General features: G+C 66.6%; 21 protein-coding genes. 11 read left to right on the forward strand and 10 right to left on the reverse strand.

From position 1 onward, the window contains the following. Positions 1–2: 2 nt before the first annotated feature. Positions 3–920, forward strand: coding sequence for a TIGR00269 family protein (locus tag F8E02_RS09160; RefSeq protein WP_317065229.1), 918 nt, complete (start codon positions 3–5; stop codon positions 918–920). A gap of 6 nt (positions 921–926) precedes the next feature. Here the strand turns inward: F8E02_RS09160 and hgcB are convergent, their stop codons facing one another. The 7 genes from hgcB to F8E02_RS09195 form a co-directional block, all read right to left on the reverse strand. Further along, positions 927–1,238, reverse strand: a complete 312-nt coding sequence (gene hgcB, locus F8E02_RS09165) for a mercury methylation ferredoxin HgcB (protein ID WP_317065230.1) — start codon at positions 1,236–1,238, stop codon at positions 927–929. After that, positions 1,238–2,284 carry a mercury methylation corrinoid protein HgcA gene (hgcA, locus tag F8E02_RS09170; protein ID WP_317065231.1) on the reverse strand — a complete coding sequence of 349 codons (1,047 nt, stop codon included), beginning with the start codon at positions 2,282–2,284 and terminating at the stop codon, positions 1,238–1,240. Before hgcA ends, hgcB begins: the two co-directional genes overlap by 1 nt. A 4-nt stretch (positions 2,285–2,288) precedes the next feature. Beyond that, positions 2,289–2,579: an HgcAB-associated protein HgcC gene (gene hgcC / locus F8E02_RS09175; protein ID WP_317065232.1), complete on the reverse strand. Its 291-nt coding sequence runs from the start codon at positions 2,577–2,579 to the stop codon at positions 2,289–2,291. A gap of 530 nt (positions 2,580–3,109) precedes the next feature. Beyond that, positions 3,110–3,889, reverse strand: a complete 780-nt coding sequence (gene fdhD / locus F8E02_RS09180) for a formate dehydrogenase accessory sulfurtransferase FdhD (protein WP_317065233.1) — start codon at positions 3,887–3,889, stop codon at positions 3,110–3,112. Beyond that, positions 3,889–5,073, reverse strand: a complete 1,185-nt coding sequence (locus tag F8E02_RS09185; RefSeq protein WP_317065234.1) for an aminotransferase class V-fold PLP-dependent enzyme — start codon at positions 5,071–5,073, stop codon at positions 3,889–3,891. Before F8E02_RS09185 ends, fdhD begins: the two co-directional genes overlap by 1 nt. Next, entirely contained in the window at positions 5,070–5,876 is an 807-nt protein-coding gene (larE, locus tag F8E02_RS09190) for an ATP-dependent sacrificial sulfur transferase LarE (RefSeq protein ID WP_317065235.1), read from the reverse strand. The genes F8E02_RS09185 and larE overlap by 4 nt, the downstream gene beginning before the upstream one ends. Positions 5,877–5,888: 12 nt before the next feature. Next, positions 5,889–6,215, reverse strand: coding sequence for a transcriptional regulator (locus F8E02_RS09195; protein ID WP_317065236.1), 327 nt, complete (start codon positions 6,213–6,215; stop codon positions 5,889–5,891). A gap of 112 nt (positions 6,216–6,327) precedes the next feature. Between F8E02_RS09195 and nifS the strand changes: the two genes are divergently transcribed. The 7 genes from nifS to F8E02_RS09230 are packed head-to-tail and all read left to right on the forward strand — an operon-like array spanning position 6,328 to position 11,179. Continuing rightward, positions 6,328–7,512, forward strand: a complete 1,185-nt coding sequence (gene nifS / locus F8E02_RS09200) for a cysteine desulfurase NifS (protein ID WP_317065237.1) — start codon at positions 6,328–6,330, stop codon at positions 7,510–7,512. A 5-nt stretch (positions 7,513–7,517) separates the two neighbouring features. After that, a complete protein-coding gene (nifU, locus tag F8E02_RS09205) occupies positions 7,518–7,907 on the forward strand; it encodes a Fe-S cluster assembly scaffold protein NifU (protein WP_317065238.1) in 390 nt (129 codons plus the stop codon). A 4-nt stretch (positions 7,908–7,911) separates the two neighbouring features. Beyond that, positions 7,912–8,646 (forward strand): HesA/MoeB/ThiF family protein, encoded by a 735-nt coding sequence (locus F8E02_RS09210; protein WP_317065239.1) that lies wholly within the window; start codon positions 7,912–7,914, stop codon positions 8,644–8,646. Further along, on the forward strand, positions 8,643–8,921 hold the full coding sequence (locus F8E02_RS09215; protein ID WP_317065240.1) for a ubiquitin-like small modifier protein 1: 279 nt from the start codon (positions 8,643–8,645) through the stop codon (positions 8,919–8,921). The genes F8E02_RS09210 and F8E02_RS09215 overlap by 4 nt, the downstream gene beginning before the upstream one ends. Positions 8,922–8,935: 14 nt before the next feature. Next, a complete protein-coding gene (locus F8E02_RS09220) occupies positions 8,936–9,352 on the forward strand; it encodes a molybdenum cofactor biosynthesis protein MoaE (protein ID WP_317065241.1) in 417 nt (138 codons plus the stop codon). After that, positions 9,349–10,563 carry a YcaO-related McrA-glycine thioamidation protein gene (locus tag F8E02_RS09225; RefSeq protein WP_317065242.1) on the forward strand — a complete coding sequence of 405 codons (1,215 nt, stop codon included), beginning with the start codon at positions 9,349–9,351 and terminating at the stop codon, positions 10,561–10,563. Before F8E02_RS09220 ends, F8E02_RS09225 begins: the two co-directional genes overlap by 4 nt. Further along, positions 10,523–11,179, forward strand: a complete 657-nt coding sequence (locus tag F8E02_RS09230; protein ID WP_317065243.1) for a TfuA-related McrA-glycine thioamidation protein — start codon at positions 10,523–10,525, stop codon at positions 11,177–11,179. Before F8E02_RS09225 ends, F8E02_RS09230 begins: the two co-directional genes overlap by 41 nt. Before the next feature lie 419 nt (positions 11,180–11,598). On the opposite strand, the gene F8E02_RS09235 is transcribed toward F8E02_RS09230, so the two are convergent. Then, positions 11,599–12,066 carry a hypothetical protein gene (locus F8E02_RS09235; RefSeq protein WP_317065244.1) on the reverse strand — a complete coding sequence of 156 codons (468 nt, stop codon included), beginning with the start codon at positions 12,064–12,066 and terminating at the stop codon, positions 11,599–11,601. A 349-nt stretch (positions 12,067–12,415) separates the two neighbouring features. Next, positions 12,416–13,252 (reverse strand): alpha/beta hydrolase, encoded by an 837-nt coding sequence (locus F8E02_RS09240; protein WP_317065245.1) that lies wholly within the window; start codon positions 13,250–13,252, stop codon positions 12,416–12,418. A 141-nt stretch (positions 13,253–13,393) separates the two neighbouring features. Between F8E02_RS09240 and rbcL the strand changes: the two genes are divergently transcribed. Next, positions 13,394–14,686 (forward strand): type III ribulose-bisphosphate carboxylase, encoded by a 1,293-nt coding sequence (gene rbcL / locus F8E02_RS09245; RefSeq protein ID WP_317065246.1) that lies wholly within the window; start codon positions 13,394–13,396, stop codon positions 14,684–14,686. On the opposite strand, the gene F8E02_RS09250 is transcribed toward rbcL, so the two are convergent. After that, positions 14,687–15,409, reverse strand: a complete 723-nt coding sequence (locus F8E02_RS09250) for a DUF5591 domain-containing protein (RefSeq protein WP_394357927.1) — start codon at positions 15,407–15,409, stop codon at positions 14,687–14,689. Positions 15,410–15,865: 456 nt separating this feature from the next. Here F8E02_RS09250 and F8E02_RS09255 point away from each other — a divergent pair, with 456 nt between their 5' ends. Continuing rightward, positions 15,866–17,077 (forward strand): phosphoglycerate kinase, encoded by a 1,212-nt coding sequence (locus F8E02_RS09255; RefSeq protein ID WP_317065247.1) that lies wholly within the window; start codon positions 15,866–15,868, stop codon positions 17,075–17,077. Beyond that, entirely contained in the window at positions 17,074–18,045 is a 972-nt protein-coding gene (pfkA, locus tag F8E02_RS09260) for a 6-phosphofructokinase (RefSeq protein WP_317065248.1), read from the forward strand. Before F8E02_RS09255 ends, pfkA begins: the two co-directional genes overlap by 4 nt. The last annotated feature ends 17 nt before the right edge of the window (positions 18,046–18,062 follow it).

Raw genomic sequence — 18,062 nt, forward strand, 5'->3', positions numbered from 1 at the left:
CGGTGACTTCGGCGGAGAACCGGTGCTCTCTCTGCGGCGAACCCGCGGTCGTCCGCCTCGCCGAGCCGGAGCGGCGGCTCTGCGCCGCCCACTTCATCGAGGACGCCGGGGCCCGCGTCTTCGCCGCCGTGAAGCACGAATGCATGATATCTTCGGGCGACCGGGTCGCCGTCGGCCTGAGCGGGGGGAAAGACAGCACCGCCCTGCTCCTGCTGCTCCACCCCATCCTCCCCGCACTCGGCGCGAGTCTCATTGCGGTCACCATCGACGAAGGGATCGCGGGCTACCGGGAGGAGACCCTCAAGGCCGCAGAATCCCTGACAGACGAACTCGGCGTCGAGCATGCGATCGTCACGTTTACCGACCTCTTCGGGGACGATCTCGACAGGCTGCTCGTCGGAAGAGAACCGCAGGGCTGCACCGTCTGCGGCGTGCTGCGCAGGCGGGCGCTCGTCGAGGGGGTAAAGAGGGTCGGCGCGACGAAGCTTGCCACCGGCCATAACCTCGACGACGAGGCGCAGTCGGTCCTGATGAACGTCCTCCGCGGCGACCTCCCCCGCCTCCTCCAGGACACCTCAGCCGGCTATCCGGGTCACTTCGTCCCGCGGATAAAGCCGCTTGCCGTCCTCTCCGAGAAAGAGATCGTGACCTACCTCCTCCTCCGCAGCTATTTCCGTGACCTGCCCGAGTGCCCCTACGCCGGGACCGCGCTCCGGTCGGAGGTGCGATCGATGCTTGCCGGGCTCGAGCACCGCCACCCGGGGACGATGCTCCGCCTGATGCGGTTCCGCGATGGGGTCAGGCGTTCGGCCTGCCCTGCGGAGCCGGCGAAGGCGCTCTCTACCTGCCGGATCTGCGGCGAACTTGCGAGCGGCGAGGTTTGCCAGGTCTGCAGGCTGCTCGGGCGGGACGGAAAGTAGCGGGTCTCACCGGTCGCCGCCGCAGCAGGACCCCTCATCTCCCCCGCAGCCGCAGGTGCCGCTGTCCATCTCCTTACCCCGGAGGGCCGCCCCGATCATCGCCCAGGCGCACCCGACCCCGCTCTGGACCTCGATGGCCTGCACCGGGCAATTCCTGGCGCACGCCCCGCACTCCATGCACTCCTCCGGCCGGACGACCTCGACCCGCCGGTTCCCCTCTGCAAAGACCCCGTGCGGGCAGACCTCGGTGCACCGCAGGCAGCCGAAACACCGCTCCGGGTTGTAGCGGAGGGTGTTCTCGCGGTAGGAGTCAAACATCAGACCGCCCCCAGAAGGCGGGCCACCCCGAGGACGGCGGCAAGGACGGCTCCCAGGACCGCCATCCCGGCCATGAACGGCACGTAGCGGAAGATCTCCTTCTTCACGCCGGTCCGCGACGTGAACGGGGTCGAACCGGTGAAGTTGAGCGCGAGGTACGCGGTCACGGGGGGCATGAGGAGGAGAGGTGCGAGCGCGGCAGGGACGCCTGCCCACCCGGACGCGGCAGTCTCCATGAAGAAGGTGGCCGAGAAGGGAAGAGCGACGATTCCGCCCAGAATGAGCCCTTTCGTGCTGAAGTCCCGGGTGGGGATGAACGGCAACAGGGCCGGGAAGAGCACCGTTCCGGCAAGGACCGCGGAGATTGCCCCGAGCGCTGCCGGCAGGCCTGCAAGGAGGTAAAGGACGATCGCGCCTGCAGCGGTCGGAAGCGCGGCGTGGACGAGCTCCATCGGCGCGAGCACGAGCCGGTCGACGACCGGGAAGCGGACGCGCCGCATATCGGGCGTCGCTCGCCCGATGGCGAGATACTCCGGGAGGTCGCTTGCCCGCACGGGCCCGTACTCCACGCTGAATCCCGAACGCCGCAGCACTTCGTGGGCAGAGACGCCCGGGGCGCCGAGCTGCGGGACGATGAGCGTCCGGTGCCGCACGACGGACGCGAGACCCGTGAGCGCTATCCTCCGGACGATCTCGTCGGTGCCGAAGGTCCCCTTCCCTGCAGCGCACCAGACGTTGATCCCGTGCGTGTCGAGCACAAGGATGTAGCCGTCGTGGCCGGAGAGGGCGGACCGGAGCGCATCGAAACTCAAGGTGTAGTTTGAGGAGGCAAAGACCGGCGAGTCGGGCGTGGGGTTCCCGAGCCGGTAGAGCCCGGGCTCCACGCGGTGCCCCATCCGATTTACTCCCCAGCGCGCGAGGAAGTGATCGAGGTGGTTGGCGGGCGTGATCCTGCTGTCTGTCGTTCGGATCTCCTGCACCGGTTCGGCGGCCGGCTGAACGGTCTCCGGACAGGACCGGCAGCACGACTGCGGCGGGGATGCCATGACCTCACTCCGCCTCATCGATCAGCGGCCCGAGGACGCTCTTGACCATCCCGCTGAGGCTCCCGGCCTTCATCAGCGCAAGGCAGCAGACCTCGCCGTCCCGCTCCCAGGTGATCAGCGCCAGCTTGTCGCCCGGTCGGATCCCTGCCTTTTCCCGCACGTCTTTCGGCAGGACCATCTGCCCGCGTTCGTCCACGCTGAGCACCGCCTCCACGCTGCAGACGGCAACCTGGTTGCACCCGCACGGCGTTCCGCCGGGCGGGCACCGTTCCGGATTGGTGTTCTCTTCTGCCATAGTGTTCTTCATACTATGGTTGAGAGGGGAGGATTTATAGTTATCCAAATTTTCAGATTAATCTGAAAATTCAAAATTTTTGTTGTGATCCCCGAAGCCCGGTTCCGGTGGCTGTCGAGAAGGCGGCGCCGCAGCTCCCCGGTAGAGGGCTGCAGAGCAGGTAATTTAGCCCTGTTGAAATGCTCCAAATAACCTCTGGATAGCATGAGTACCAATAGGGGCTGGCGGTGTGGCCTCGCGCGAAGCGAGTTTGAGCACCGTCAGGTGTGAGTCGCGAAGTCTGGATGGGTATTGATAGTCTCCTTCGCGTTCGTCGCGGCTTCGCGTGGGGTAGCTGGTGCAGATGGCGATACAGCCTCACGCGAAGAGCGCGAAGCCGCGAAGTGCGATGGTCCGAAGGGCCGGAGCTCGAGCACCGTTAGGTGCGAAGTGCGAGCGTAAGCGAGCTTGAGAGGCCTCAAGGCTTCGAAGGGAAGTCAAGCGGTTTGACCTCCAGAGGGGCTTCCTCGGAACTTTAGCGAAGTACCGGGTCACTCGCCGGCGGACGGCGGCGAAGCGCCGCGGACCCGCCCCCACCCGGTATAGACGTTCATCTTTTTGCTCCGCACGAACCCGATAACGGTGAGCCCGCCTGCCTCCGCGGCCTCGACGGCGGTGGTGGTCGTCGCCCCCCGCGAGACGATCACCGGGATGTTCGCCACCAGGCACTTCCTGACCATCTCGGAGGATATCCGGCCGGAGCTGACCGCAAACGTCCGTGAAAAGTCGATCCCTTCGAGGAGGCCGTGGCCGACGACCCGGTCGAGGGCGTTGTGCCGACCGATATCCTCGGCGATCCGGATTGCCTTCCCTTCTCCCTCGAAGAGCCCGACGAGGTGGATGCCGCCGGTGATCCGGTGCAGATCCGAGTCGAGCGTCTCTTTCGTCGCCGCCCGGATCGCCTCGGGCGCGAGGACGAGGTCGGACCGGATCGCGGGGAGCCGTCCGGTATCAAGGAACGAGGTGCTCCCGCCGCACCCGGAGAGGACGGTCTTGTGCGAGGTCAGGATCGCGAACGGGTTCTTCGTGAGGACGCTCGCGGTGTTCCCCTCGATGCGGATCGACTCGATCTCGCGGAGTTCCTTGACGATCCGCTCCGTGTAGAGGAACCCCACGACGAACTCCCGGAGCATCGCCGGGCTCGTCATGGCGGTGAGGGCGTGGCGCCCGTTGACGGTCACGGAGAGGGGCATCTCCTCCACGACAGGGTGGGTTGCGGGAACGAACGTCTCCCCGTCGCCTTTGACGATCGGCAGTTCCCGGTAGAGCATCAGGTCGCCCTCCGGGATATCTCTTCGACGGTGGCTATCATTGTGTCGACTTCCTCTGCTGTGGTATAGATGTAGGTGCTCGCCCGCACCGTTCCGTCCGGGAGGCCGATATGCTCCATGAGCGGCTGGCAGCAGTGGTGTCCCGACCGGACCAGGACGGCCGCGGCCTCGTCGAGGACCTGCGCCGCCTCGTGCGGGTGCATCCCTTCGACCGTGAACGAGACGACCCCGATCCGTTCGCCGGACGCATCCGGTCCCGCGACCGTGACGCCGTCGAGCGCGGCAAGCCCGTCGATCAGCCGGGCAGCGAGCCGCTCCTCGTGCCGCCGCACCGTCTCCATCCCGATCTCCCGGAGATACGCCGCCGCCCGTGCAAGCCCTATGACGCCGGCGATCGGGGGCGTTCCCGCCTCGTAGCGCTGCTCGCCGGGAGCGAGGATATAGCCTTCGGCCGTCGCGCTCTCGACCGACCCGCCCCCGACGAAGAGCGGTTCGAGGTCCGGCCGGCGCATCCAGAGCGCGCCCGTCCCGGTCGGGCCGAGCATCTTGTGGCCCGAGAAGCAGAAATAGTCGCACCCGATGGCGGCGACGTCGACCGGGAGATGCGGAGCCGACTGGGCGCCGTCGACGAGGAGCCGCGCACCCCGGTCGCGGCAGATCCCGGCGATCTCGCGGACGGGAAGGACGGTGCCGAGGACGTTTGAAGCGTGGGTGACGGCGACGAGCCGGGTATCGTCGCGGATGGCCGCCTCCAGGTCGGCGAGGTCGAGGCAGCCCTCAGAGTCCGGCCGGACGATATCCACCGCGACCCCCCGCTCGCGGAGCCGGAGCCAGGGGAGGAGGTTTGAGTGGTGTTCGAGGAGCGTTGTCACCACCCGGTCGCCCCGCTGCCAGGCGAGACCGGCGGCGACCGCTCCTATCGCCTCGGTGGTGTTCCGGGTGACGGCAAGGGCGCCCCCGTCCCCGCCGACGAACGACCGGACGGCGTCGCGGGCGTCCCGGTAGCGGTGGGTGGCGACGACGGCGAGCCGGTGCATCCCCCTCCCGACGTTTGCCCGGTACCGGAGGTCGTACTCGACCATCGCCTGGACCACCGGTTTCGGGGTGAGCGACGTCGCCGCGCTGTCCAGGTAGATGAGGTCCCGGGTGATCGGGAAATCCGTCCTGCAGTCCTCGATCTTCATAATACCTCGTCCATGCTCCCGCTTCGGTATCCGGCGAGGTCCAGGGCGACATAGGCAAAGCCGATCCCCCGGAACGCGGCCATGACCTTGTCTCGCACGCTAAAGAGGGATTCCAGTTTGTCGGGAGGCACCTCTATCCGGGCGACATCGCCGTGCACCCGGACCCGCACCTGCACCTGAGCGAATCCCAGGCCCTGCAGGGCCTCCTCGGCCGCCTCGATCCGGGCGAGCGCCTCCTCTGTGATCTCGTCCCCGTAGGGGATGCGGGTTGCGAGGCAGGCTGCCGAAGGCTTGTTCCAGAACGGGAACCCACACTCGCGTGCGATCCTGCGGACGTCGCCCTTCGCCGCACCCGCCTCGACAAGGGGGTGGCAGACCCCTTCCTCGTCGCTTGCAGCAAGCCCCGGGCGGTACGTGCCGAGGTCGGAGACGTTCGTTCCGTCTGCAACCGTGTCGATCCCCCCCCGGCGGGCCAGTTCCTTCAGCAGGAGGGAGGATGCTTTTTTGCAGGCGTAGCACCGGTCGGGCCGGTTCGCCCGGAAGGTCTCGTCCCGGAGGATCGGGAACGCCACGACCTCCAGGGGGAGGTCCAGCCGGGTAGCGGTCTCCCGCGCCTCCCGCACCGCCTGCCGGGGCAGGAGCGGCGAGTCCAGGAGGACGCACCGGACCCGCTCCTTTCCGAGCGCCCGGACGGCCAGGGCGGCGAGGAGCGAGCTGTCGACGCCCCCTGAGTAGGCGACCAGCATGGGCCCTTTCGCCTTGAGGCTCCTGGCGATCGCCTCACCGCTGCTCTCTGGTTCCACCGGCCCCTCTCCTCACGCTTCCGTGTCGCACGACCCGCCGAGCTGGTTCTCTTCGCGGATCTGCGTGCAGATCTCACATATCCGGGAGGCGAGGTCGTCTACCCGGCCGGCCTGGAGGTCCTGTGCAAGCCGGCTGAGCGACTCTTTCACCTCGCCCTCAAAGACAATCCGGTACCCACGTTTCCCGGTGCGGTACTGCGAGATCGCCGACGGCGTCATATCGAGGAGGCGGGCGGCCTCCAGCTGGGAAACGCCCATGGCATTCAGTTCTTCAGCGATCGCAGCCCGGATCGCGGGCAACACGTTCCATACAATCAACTGGCAGGGGAGTTTCATCATACCACAACTTTTAATGGTTCCGGAGCAGATCTAACAGTGATGTTAACAATTGTTAATTTTATCTTCGGAGAACAAATACCTTTGTGCAGAGTAAGAGTGCGGTGTGAACGCCATGGTTGACGGGAGATCGCGGCCGATCTACATGGACCATGCGGCGACGACGCCGGTACGGCCGGAGGTCGTCGAAGAGATGCTCCCCTGCTTCTTGGAACGGTTCGGTAATCCCTCCTCGATCTACGCCCTCGCCCGTGAGGCGCAGGTGACGATGGAGAGGGCCCGGGGACGGGTGGCGGCGGCGATCGGGGCGAGCACGGATGAGATTTTCTTCACCTCCGGTGGGACCGAGGCCGATAACTGGGCGATCAAAGGGGTGGCGGCGGCGAACCGGAAGAAGGGCGATCATATCGTCACCTCCGCGATCGAGCACCACGCGGTCCTCCACCCCTGCCAGGCCCTCGAGAAGCAGGGCTACCGGGTCACCTACCTCCCGGTCGACGAGTTCGGCCGGGTGGAGCCGGCATCGGTCGAGGAGGCGATCACGGAGAAGACCGTCCTCGTCTCGGTGATGGCCGCAAACAACGAGATCGGGACGATCCAGCCGGTCCGCGCGATCGCGGGAGTCACCCACGACCATGGCATTCTCTTCCACACCGACGCCGTCCAGGCGATCGGGGCGATACCGATCGACGTGGATGCGCTCGGGATCGACCTCCTCTCGCTCTCGGCCCACAAGTTCGGCGGGCCGAAGGGGACGGGAGCGCTCTACATCCGGCGGGGGACCCGCGTAAAGCCGCTCATGGATGGCGGGGCGCAGGAGCGGGGCCGCCGGGCCGGGACCGAGAATGTCCCCGGGATCGTCGGGATGGGGAAGGCGATCGACCTTGCGGTCGCCGAGATGCCGCAGAAGTCCGCCTGGCTCGCCGCGATGCGGGACCGGCTGATCCGGGGGATCCTGGATTCTATCCCGGATACCCGTCTGAACGGCCACCCGACCGAGCGGCTCGCAAACAACGTCAATATGGCGTTCCGCTACGTCGAGGGGGAGTCGATCCTTCTCTCGCTCGACGCCCTCGGGATCGCGGGCTCGACGGGGAGCGCCTGCACCTCGGCGTCGCTCGAGCCCTCGCATGTCCTGACCGCCTGTGGCCTCCCACCCGAGCACGCCCACGGCTCGCTCCGCCTCACCCTCGGCTCCCGGAACACCGATGAGGACGTCGATTACGTTCTTTCCGCCCTCCCCCGGGTGATCGAGCGCCTGCGGGAGATGTCGCCGCTCAGCCCTAACGATAACGCGTGATCTCTATGTACAGCGAACAAGTTATGGACCATTTCATGAACCCCCGGAACATGGGGGAGATCCCGGATGCGGACGGTGTCGGCGAGGTCGGGAACCCGGCCTGCGGCGACATCATGCGGATAACTCTCCGGGTCGAAGAGGACAGGATTGTGGATGCAAAGTTCAAGACTTTCGGGTGCGCCGCCGCCATCGCGTCGAGCTCGATGGCCACCGAACTCATCAAGGGCAAAACCCTCGAAGAGGCGTGGGCGGTCACCAACCGGGCGGTTGCCGAGGCGCTGGAGGGGTTGCCTCCCCAGAAACTTCACTGCTCGGTCCTCGCCGAAGAGGGGATCCACAAGGCGATCGACGACTACCGGGCGCGGCACGGAACACCGACCGCGAATGGAGGATAACGGTATGCTCACCGAGCGGGAACAGGAGCGCTACGCCCGGCAGATCCTCCTCTTCGGCGAGGCGGGTCAAGAACGGCTGAAGAAGGCGAAGGTCTTCATCGCCGGGGCAGGGGGTCTCGGCTGCCCGATCGCCCTCTACCTTGCTGTCGCCGGTGTCGGGGAGATCCGCCTTGTGGACCGGGATACAGTGGACCGGACCAACCTGAACCGGCAGGTCCTCCACTGGGAGAGGGATCTCGGTACCCCTAAGGCCGAATCGGCAGAGGCGAAACTCCGGGAGGCAAACCCGGATGTCCACATAGAGGCTCTGGAGGAGACCATCGACGAGGCGAACGTCCGGGACCTGGTGGGTGATGCCGATCTGATCGTGGATGCGATGGACAACTTCCCGACCCGCTACCTCCTGAACCGGGAGGCGCTCCGGTCCGGCGTGCCGCTCATCCACGGTGCAATCAGGGGATTCGACGGCCAGGCAACGACCCTCGTCCCCGGCCGGACTGCCTGCCTCGAGTGCCTCTTCCCGGAGGCCCCGCCCGGCGAGGTCTTCCCGGTCGTCGGAACTACACCGGGGATCATCGGCCTCATTCAGGCGAACGAGGCGATCAAGTATATCACCGGTGCCGGCGACCTTCTGCTGGACCGGCTCCTCATCTGGGACGGCCTTTCGACGACGCTTGAGACGTACGCCGTGGAGCGGCGGCCGGACTGCCCTGCCTGCGGTGAAGGGATGAGACCATGAAGGTCCGGGTGAAGACGTTCGCCCGGTTCCGGGAGATCCTCGGCGGGGAGTCGACGCTTGATCTCCCCGATGGGGCAACGATGGCAGCGGTTCTCGCCGCGCTCCGTGGCCGTGCCGGGGACGAGAGCGATGCAATCTTCGATGAGACCGGGGCGCTCCGGGCGCATGTCATCCTGATGCGAAACGGGAAGCGGATCGGCAAAGCCGACCGCAATGCTCTCGTTCTTGCGGAGGGGGACGAGATCGCCCTCTTCCCGCCGGTCGCGGGCGGATGAGGGGGTATGAGGTTATGATCGGTATTACCAGGGATGTCATCGACGCAGGCGCGATGATCGAGGCGGCGAAGAGACCGGGCATGGGAGCCCTGGTCACCTTCTGTGGTGTCGTCAGGGACGACGGCGGTATCGAGCGGATGGAACTGGAGGTCTACGAAGAGGTTGCGGTCCGCGAACTGGAACTGATCCGCGACGAGACAATGCGGGAATACCCGATCGAGTCGGTGGATATCGTCCACCGTGTCGGGTCTCTCCAGCTCGGCGAGACCATACTCCTCATCGTCGTCGGTGCCGGGCACCGGAAAGAGGCGTTTGAGGCCTGCGAGTACATCCTCGAGCGAATCAAGGAGAGCGTGCCGATCTGGAAGAAGGAGATCGGGGAGGGCGGCGAGCGCTGGGTGCCGGGCGAGTCGTCCGGGGGCGACGCATGATCCGGCTGCAGTCCTGCCGCAAAGCCTACGCGAAGGAGACCCAGCGCACAGTCGCCCCGGAAGAGACACTGGAGCGGGCACGGGCAAAGCTCCCGGCCGCCGGGATCACCCGGATCGCCGATATCACGAATCTCGACCGGATCGGGATCCCAGTCTTCTCGAGCATCCGCCCGACCGCTGAGGCGGGGGCGATCTCGGTCTACAACGGCAAGGGCGCCACCCCGATCGAGGCGGAAGTCTCGGCGATGATGGAGGGGATCGAGCGCTACTCGGGCGAGATGGCCGACCGGGAGATCGTCACCGGGAGGTACAGCGAGGTCTCGGCCGAAAGAACCGCTCTCGACCCGGCGGACCTGATCCTCCCCGAGAGGGTCCCGGCCGATATGGTGGTCCCGTGGGTGGAGGGATATGATATCGTGCAGGGCGAGGAGGTGCTCGTCCCCGCCCACGCGGTCTTCCACCCCCTCCCGGTGACCTGCGGCCGCCTTTTCAGGACCAACACCAACGGGCTCGCCTCCGGGAACACACTTGAGGAGGCGACGTTCCACGCCCTGATGGAGGTGGTCGAACGCGACGCCTGGTCGCTCGTCGAGGTGACCAAAAAGACCGGGCCGCGGATCGAAGGGGTCACTGACGGGCTTGCGGCCGACCTGCTCGCGAAGTTCGCGGCCGCCGGGGTCGAGGTCACGCTCAGGGATATCACGAGCGACACCGGGATCCCGACGGTGGCCGCGGTCGCCGACGACGTGGTGCTCAAAGACCCGACGCTCCTGACGATCGGGATGGGATCCCACACGAGCGCCGGGATCGCCGTTCTCCGGGCACTCACGGAGGTCGCCCAGAGCCGGCTGACCCAGATCCACGGCGCCCGGGAGGACACCGATACGGCGGACGTCAGGAAGCGGATCGGTTACGAGCGGACGAAGCGGCTGAACCGGCACTGGTTCGCGGAGAACGGTTCGGTCGAGTTTGCGGCCATGCCGTCGTTTGACAGCGATGATTTCCTCACCGACATCGATCGGGTCACCGGCCGGCTCGCAACATCCGGGCTCTCGCGGGCGATCGTGGTCGACCTGACCCGGCCGGAGATCGGCATCCCGGTCGTCCGGGTGATCGTGCCGGGGTTGGAAGTCTACGCAATGGACCAGGACCGGATCGGGGGGAGGTGCCGTGACGCCCGGAATCGTCGTCTTCCTCGGTCCCAGCTGTGACCTTGCCTCCGCCCGGGCGATCCTCGACGCCGAGTACCGTCCTCCGGCGAAGCGGGGAGATATAGCGGAGGCCGCAAGGGCCGGAGCCCGGATCGTCGGGCTCATCGACGGCGTCTTCTTCCAGGACTGCGCCGTCGCCCACCGGGAGGTCCTCGCCGCGCTCCGGGCCGGGGTGCGGGTCGTCGGCGCCTCCAGCATGGGAGCCCTCCGGGCCGCGGAGCTCGACAGCCTCGGGATGGAGGGCGTCGGCGAGATCTACCGGGCCTACCGGGAGGGGAGGCTCGTCGCCGACGACGAAGTGGCGCTCGTCTTCGACCCCGAGACCTTCGTCCCGCTCTCCGAGCCGCTCGTGAACATCCGGGCGACCCTGCAGGAGGCGCTCGCGCGGGGCGCGATCGGGGCCGGTGCGGCACGAGAACTTCTCAGTGCCGCACAGAGGCTCTACTTCCCCGAGAGGACCTACGATGCGATCGTCGAGGCCGCGGAGGGGACGGTGGACCCGGAGGACCTTGCCCGCTTCCTTGCGTTTGCCGGTGAGCATGCCGTCGACCGGAAGCGTGAGGACGCGCTGTCGGCGCTCAGGTACATTCGCGAGCTTGCCGACAGCCTGCCGTGAGCGTTGAACCGGCGGGTTCAATGGTTCCACTGCAACCATCGTAGCAATACATCTCCGGCCGGACCGAGTTCTGTGTAGCGGTGCGGATTCATTCCCACCGCAGGGGGCAGCGCAATAACCGGAGCCGAAGCGGCTCTCCCTGCCCGCCGCACTTCCGGCACCTGCGGCGGACCCCGGGGAGCGCCCTCCGGCCGGAACCACACAGGCATGTACTCAGGCAGCTGCCCCGGATATCTGGTCCGGACAACATCAGAACGGCAGTGCCCGGTCAGCGGGTACCGCAGTCAACGGCCGGATCCGCCCCTGGGACGGGTCCGGCGGGGAGAAGATCGAGTGGCTCTCCTACAACCCACCTATCCTGACCCACCGCAATGATCTCCTCCGGGGCGGCACACACTCCGGGGGTTTCTCCCCGACTGCTACGCGCTCCACGCATCCGCTGCCTGGAGGGCCGCTTCGGCACGTTCTGCCGGCGAACCTGTGAGGGCGGAGGGGAGGTCCGCGAAGTCGCCGCGCAACACCATCAGGGCGTACTTCTCCCGGTCGATCTCCTTTCTCGTCCGGAACCCCAGCCGCCGGAAGACCTCGAGCGGCGGGCACCATCCCTGCACGGCGTGCTGCAGCAGGAACGGCAGGACGAGGCCCGGCAGGATGAGCCACCGCGGGTTATGGCGGACGACCGCGAGGGCAAGTCCCGTCGTCCCGAGAAGCGCTGCATTCGCCTCCAGCGCTCGTTCCACATCCCATTCACGGTCCAGCTCAAGGATACGTGCCGTGATCCCGGCGTCGCCCTTCATCGCGAGATAGCGGAGACGCCAGGCAATCTCGTGGTCGATCCGGGCGTTGACGGCGGGTGCCGTGTGCTCTCTTACCCTGTCGGCGGTCATGCTCGAAACACCTGCGGCCGTAAGCACACCCACGCGACAAGAAGGTTATGGTCCCGCCGCGGGTCGGGAGTCATGCCGTAGCGACCTGTGTTCGGCCGACCGGCGGAAAACCCGTCCTGAAAGATACCGGAGAGTCCGGTGCGTCGTAATGCAGGGGCCGGCGGCAGATGCAAAAAAAGTCTGTATAGAGGACGTGCAGTAGCGCACTGGAAGGGTATGGCGGACGCGGCGCAGGCAGGGTTCCATCGCGCACGACGCCTGGCCACGTACTAGTAAGAATCCCGCAGATAAAAATGTTTACCATTTATAATAAAAAATATTTTTAGTAGCAATCAACCATTCCTTCTCCCTACCGGGAACGCTCCAGCGAGAGCACCCCGGCCAGCCACGCGACACGGTCGCGGCGGGCTGCTTCGTCAAGGAAATGGCCCGCGTCGTACCACTCGAGCGACTTCGGTTCGCTCGCCTGCTCGAAGAACTCCCGGGCCTGCTCCTCCGTGAAGAACTCGTCTCGAAGAGCGGCCTGGAAGAGGAGCGGGGTGGGTGCGGCATGGCCGACCCAGGCGGCAGGGTCGAGTTCCGCGAGCGTCCGGCGGTAATGCTCGAATTTCTCGCCCTGCAGGTCGGGCAGGTTCACGGCGGCGACGTCGACAAACCTTCCGGTGCCCGTCATCAGGACTGCGGCTCGGAGGCGCCGATCGACGCCGGCGAGCACCGCCCCGAAAAGCGCCCCGACACTGTGGCCCACGAACCCGATCCGGTCCGGATCGACGCCCGGCTGCGCTACGAGGAGATCTATCCCCCGGCGAAGGTCGATCACCGTCCGGTTATGCTCCCGCACGGCCTCCTCGGGATCCGTGACTGCCTGACCCCAGGCTGCTGCCGTATCCGGGGCCCACGGGGCCTCGACGAGCAGGGAGGCCGCACCCATCCCGGCAAGGGCCACGGCCTCGGCGAGGAACGTGGCGCGGGAACCAAGTCCCGGGTGGAGGAAGAGAATGGCAGCGGAGCGTTTCGACCGGTCAACTTCTGCCGGGGCCACCAGGTAGGCCCGAACCCCCCGATCCGGGGCAGTCTGGTAGGTCAGGTCGCTGACCGAGATTTCGGTGCCGGCAATCTCGATCGCGGGCGGTCTTCCCGCGTCGTAGTCGAAGAGCGGGCGCAAGTTATCGGCGGTTCGTTCCATAAGACTCCTTCTGCCTTCTTCTCGACTCACCGGCAGATAAACCCGGCGCCTGCGGGGGGAAAGTGATCGCGGCCCTCTCTGCCCCTGCTCCGAATGGAAGGTTTTTCTACCCGGGCACCCCTTCCTTCAAGAGGTGATGTTATGGCGATTGACTGGTATCAGGAATTTGTCGACTTAAACCACGCCCCGGGCCCGGACGAGATCGTGGCACTCTACTACTTCGAACCGGCCGAAGGGATCAGCAAGGAGGAGGCAATCGGGAGGATCGCGTCGGAGAGTTCGACCGGGACCTGGACGACGCTCTTCACCCTGCCGCCCCGGATGCGTGACCTCCAGGCGAAGGCGTTCGAGATCGAGGGGAACTACGTGAAGATCGCCTACCCTCTTGCCCTCTGGGAGGAGGGGAACGCGACCCAGCTCCTGAGCGGGATCGCCGGAAACATCTTCGGCATGAAGGCTATCAGAAACCTCCGGCTGATCGACGCCTCGCTCCCGGCCGAATACCTCCGGCACTTCAAGGGGCCGGAATTCGGTATCGAGGGGATCCGGGATATGATGAAGGTCCACGGCAGACCGCTCACCGGTGCGGTCCCCAAGCCGAAGGTGGGGTTCACGGCAGAGGAGCATGCCGAAGTCGGGTACGAGACCTGGATGGGCGGGTTCGACTTCGTCAAGGACGACGAGAACCTGACGTCGCAGTCGTTCAACCGGTTCGACGACCGTGTTCGGGCCATGACGAAACTGCGCGACAGGGCCGAGCAGGAGACCGGCGACGTGAAATCCGCGCTCATCAACATCACGGCCGATACGGAGACGATGAAGGAGCGGGCAAAGATGCTCGCGGACCACGGCTGGAACTACGCGATGATCGACGTGGTTGTGGTCGGGACCTCCGCCGTCGCGACCCTCCGGGACTACTGCTCCGACCTCGGCCTTGCCATCCACGCCCACCGGGCGATGCACGCGGCCTTCGACCGGGACGAGAAGCACGGGATCACGATGCAGTTCCTGGCAAAGATCATGCGGCTCATCGGCGTCTCGCAGATCCACACTGGGACCGCGGTGGGGAAACTCGTCGGCACCCGGGCCGAGGCCACCCTGCTTGCGGATGTGCTCCGCGAGAAGCATACGAACGCTCTGGAGCACACAGCCCTCGAACAGGACTGGGGCAGCATCAAGAGCGCGTTCCCGGTCTCGTCGGGCGGCCTCCACCCAGGCCTCGTCCCGGACGTGCTCGATATCTACGGCACGGAGCTCGTCCTCCTCGTCAGCGGCGGCATCCACGGCCACCCGAAGGGTACGCGGGCGGGCGCGATGGCCGCGATGCAGGCGATCGAGGCCTGGCAGGACGGCCAGACCCTGGACGAGAAGGCAAAGAAGGCCCCCGAACTGGGGGAGGCCCTCGAGAAGTGGGGCTACTATAAACCCAAATAATCATTTTTCCGCCGCGGCGGTGCGCAGGTTCCCGGCCGGGCAGGTCTCCAGGCCCGGCAGGCCGCCTCTCTGCACCGACCGCGAGAGCTGCATGAGCTCCGCCTCGAACTCCTCGATGTACTCCTGCATCGAGAGGCTGCCCTCGGGAAACGGGCAGTCGATGTCGTAGAGCCGCTCGATCATCGGGTCGGAGGGGAGCATGTCGACGGCGATCCCCGTCTCTTCTGAGGCCTCCACCATCGCTTTCCGGAACGGTCCGATGCAGTAGGCGAGCCGGCGGCGGTAGGTCTCGCGGGTCTTTTCGAGGTAGCCCTTCAGCCGGTAGACCTCGATCCGGTGGAAGTCCCGCCGGATCCGCTCGTCCGTGGCCTTGCCGAGCATGTAGTGGTAGTTCCTGTAGGGGTACATGCACTCGAGTTCCGCAGGCACGGTCCCGCAGGTGCCGAAGATGACGATATGGTAGTCCGCCGGGTCGAGGACACCGTCGATGACCCGCCGGAAGAGTTTATGGCTCGGGCTCTGGCTGTAGGGTTTCCGCACGGCGCAGGGCAGAAAGAGCCCGATCTCTCTTGGCGTTATGGTGTAGTCGTCGATGATGAACCGGTACGCGTCCTCAAACTCCTTCCGGTAGAAGGGAGGGTCGAAGATCTCGATATCGTTCCCATGTCTGTCCCGCACGACCTCGACGACCCGCCTGGGGGTGCCCGCACTCCTTGCCTGCACTATCCGATCCTCCTCGATGAAAAAAGATCCCTCTTTTTCGTGTATGATGTTCGCCGGGAGATCCAAAAAAGACCGATCCTGCAGTGCGGGTTACCCGTGACGGGAGGATCTTCGGGACTGCTGCCCGGCGGCTGAGGGACACCTGTTCCGCACCGCATTTCCCGGCCGGCCCCCTGCTGGTTCAGGCCTTGCGAGCACCCCATAGTCGCGGGGCGAGAGAGCCGCGTCGGTCCAGTCCTTGAGCCGGGCATGGGGCTCCGCACCGGATAGATCTTTGTTCGACGGGCGTCTGCCTCTCAGGAGGTCGACCGCTCCCCCGGGACGGTGCGGCGAACAGTATATATGCCAATGCACGTATGGACTGGAGCATCGTAATTCTGCGGGGAAACGGCAGGGGGCCGGCCGGGAAGACTGGTAAGGCCTGCCCGTTCCCCGCTGCTCCGGGGGTACGCTGGTATGCAGAACGTGATCACAAGACGGAAGAAGACGATCCGGGATATCGACGTGAGGGGTAAGCGGGTGCTCGTCCGCGCCGACCTCAACGTGCCGCTCGACGACGACGGCGACATCGCCGACGACACCCGCATCCGGGCCAGCCTGCCGACGATACGCTACCTCTGCGAGCGGGATGCACGGGTCATCCTCTGCTCCCACCTGGACCGGCCGCAGGGGGTGGTCGTGGAACGGCTGCGCCTCGCCCTCGTCGCGAACCGGCTCTCGGTTCTCCTCAACCGGCCGGTCGCCGCGCTCCGCGACTGCGTCGGGCCGGAGGTGGAGAGCGCGGTCGCGGCGATGAGCGGCGGGGATATCGTCCTCCTCGAGAACCTCCGGTTCCACCCCGAGGAGAAGACAGGCGACCCGGCCTTCGTGGAGGGCCTCGCGGGCCTCGCGGATGTCTACGTCAACGATGCCTTCGGCGCGTCCCACCGGGCCCATGCCTCGGTCGTGGGCGTGCCGGGACGGCTGCCGGCGGTCGCCGGGCTCCTGCTCGAGAAGGAGCTGGACGCCTTTACGCGTATCCTCCAGAACCCCGAGCGGCCGTTCGCCGCGGTGATCGGCGGGGCCAAGGTGAGCGACAAACTGGAGGTCCTTGAGAACATCATCCCCCGCGTGGACCTCCTCATCGTCGGGGGAGGCATGGCGGCGACGTTCTTTGCAGGCCGGGGCTACGGGACCGGCCGGTCGCGTCTCGAGGCCGACCGCCTGGACGCTGTCGGGAGGCTTGAGGCGAAGGCGGCCGAACGCGGCGTCCGCCTCCTCCTGCCCCCTGACGTCGTCGTCGCGGAGAGGCTGGAAGCGGGCTCGCCGGCTGTGGTCGTGCCTGCCGCGGAGATCCCGGAGGACCGGGTCATCGCCGACATCGGGCCCGGGGCCGCCGACGAGTTCAGCCGCGAGCTGAGCAGATGCCGGACCGTCGTCTGGAACGGGCCGATGGGCGTCTTCGAGATCCCGGAGTTCGCGGAGGGGACGCGCCGGGTTGCCGCGGCCCTCGCCAACCTCGACGGCACCACGGTCATCGGCGGCGGGTCGACGACGGACGCGGTGGTGCGATTCGGGCTTGCGGACCTGATGACCCACGTCTCGACGGGCGGCGGGGCCGCGCTCACGGTGCTTGCGGGAAAGGTACTTCCCGGAGTCGAAGCGCTCGACGATGCGGGGGAGCCATGAAACGGATCGGGATCCTGACGAGCGGCGGCGACGCTCCGGGGATGAACGCCTGTATCAGGGCGGCGGTGCGGACCGCGCTCGCCCACGACCTTGCCGTCGTCGGGATACGCCGGGGGTATGCCGGGCTCGTTACCGGCGATGCGGTGCCGCTCGACCGTGGGGCGATCCGGAACATCATCCACCTCGGCGGCACGGTCCTCGAGACCTCCCGGAACCCCGACTTCTATACGGAGGAAGGACGGCGCCGGGCGGCGGAGGCCATCGACCGGATGGGGCTCGACGGCATCGTCCTGATCGGGGGCGAGGGGACGTTCCACGGTGCAAGCCTGCTTGCCGCCGAGAACGATACGGCGGCGCTCGTGGGGGTTCCCGGGAGCATCGACAACGACGTCTACGGGACCGATTACTGCATCGGGTTCGATACGGCAGCGAACTGTGCGGTCCAGGCGATCGACCGCATCCGCGACACGGCCCGGTCGCACGAGCGCCTCTTCTTCATCGAGGTGATGGGGCGGACGGCGGGGTTCCTGGCACTCGAGAGCGGTATCGCCGGCGGCGCCGAGGAACTGGTCATCCCGGAAGAGGACCTCTCGATAGCCCGGATCAGCGAGCGGATCGGCGCAGGGTTCACCATAGGAAAGAAGAGCGCGATCGTGGTGGTGGCGGAGGGGAAGACGCCGGGCATCTCCTTTGAGATAGCGAAGGAGGTTAGCGAGCGCCTCGATTTCGACTCCCGCGTCGTCGTCCTCGGCCACCTCCAGCGGGGCGGGCCGCCGACGCTGCGCGACCGGGTGCTCGGGAGCCTCCTCGGTGCCGCGGCCGTCGAGGCCCTGCTCGAAGGGCGGAGCGGGTGCATGGTGGGGGAGGTCGGCGGCGACCTCGCATGCACGCCGCTCGAAGAGACCTGGCAGAAGAAGAAACCGCTCAACGAGAACCTGCGGCGTATATTTTTGTTCCTCTCGGAGTAGGGGGGAGACTGCCCGGA

Source organism: Methanoculleus caldifontis, from assembly GCF_032842345.1.
Lineage (GTDB): Archaea > Halobacteriota > Methanomicrobia > Methanomicrobiales > Methanoculleaceae > Methanoculleus > Methanoculleus caldifontis.

Excerpts from the sequence above, each read along its gene's own strand:
- hgcB (WP_317065230.1), bottom strand. The coding sequence starts at position 1,238 with ATGTTTGACTCCTACCGCGAGAACACCCTCCGCTACAACCCGGAGCGG.
- hgcA (WP_317065231.1), bottom strand. The coding sequence starts at position 2,284 with ATGGCATCCCCGCCGCAGTCGTGCTGCCGGTCCTGTCCGGAGACCGTT.
- hgcC (WP_317065232.1), bottom strand. The coding sequence starts at position 2,579 with ATGGCAGAAGAGAACACCAATCCGGAACGGTGCCCGCCCGGCGGAACG.
- fdhD (WP_317065233.1), bottom strand. The coding sequence starts at position 3,889 with ATGCTCTACCGGGAACTGCCGATCGTCAAAGGCGACGGGGAGACGTTC.
- F8E02_RS09185 (WP_317065234.1), bottom strand. The coding sequence starts at position 5,073 with ATGAAGATCGAGGACTGCAGGACGGATTTCCCGATCACCCGGGACCTC.
- F8E02_RS09195 (WP_317065236.1), bottom strand. The coding sequence starts at position 6,215 with ATGATGAAACTCCCCTGCCAGTTGATTGTATGGAACGTGTTGCCCGCG.
- nifS (WP_317065237.1), top strand. The coding sequence starts at position 6,328 with ATGGTTGACGGGAGATCGCGGCCGATCTACATGGACCATGCGGCGACG.
- nifU (WP_317065238.1), top strand. The coding sequence starts at position 7,518 with ATGTACAGCGAACAAGTTATGGACCATTTCATGAACCCCCGGAACATG.
- F8E02_RS09210 (WP_317065239.1), top strand. The coding sequence starts at position 7,912 with ATGCTCACCGAGCGGGAACAGGAGCGCTACGCCCGGCAGATCCTCCTC.
- F8E02_RS09215 (WP_317065240.1), top strand. The coding sequence starts at position 8,643 with ATGAAGGTCCGGGTGAAGACGTTCGCCCGGTTCCGGGAGATCCTCGGC.
- F8E02_RS09220 (WP_317065241.1), top strand. The coding sequence starts at position 8,936 with ATGATCGGTATTACCAGGGATGTCATCGACGCAGGCGCGATGATCGAG.
- F8E02_RS09225 (WP_317065242.1), top strand. The coding sequence starts at position 9,349 with ATGATCCGGCTGCAGTCCTGCCGCAAAGCCTACGCGAAGGAGACCCAG.
- F8E02_RS09235 (WP_317065244.1), bottom strand. The coding sequence starts at position 12,066 with ATGACCGCCGACAGGGTAAGAGAGCACACGGCACCCGCCGTCAACGCC.
- F8E02_RS09240 (WP_317065245.1), bottom strand. The coding sequence starts at position 13,252 with ATGGAACGAACCGCCGATAACTTGCGCCCGCTCTTCGACTACGACGCG.
- rbcL (WP_317065246.1), top strand. The coding sequence starts at position 13,394 with ATGGCGATTGACTGGTATCAGGAATTTGTCGACTTAAACCACGCCCCG.
- F8E02_RS09255 (WP_317065247.1), top strand. The coding sequence starts at position 15,866 with ATGCAGAACGTGATCACAAGACGGAAGAAGACGATCCGGGATATCGAC.
- pfkA (WP_317065248.1), top strand. The coding sequence starts at position 17,074 with ATGAAACGGATCGGGATCCTGACGAGCGGCGGCGACGCTCCGGGGATG.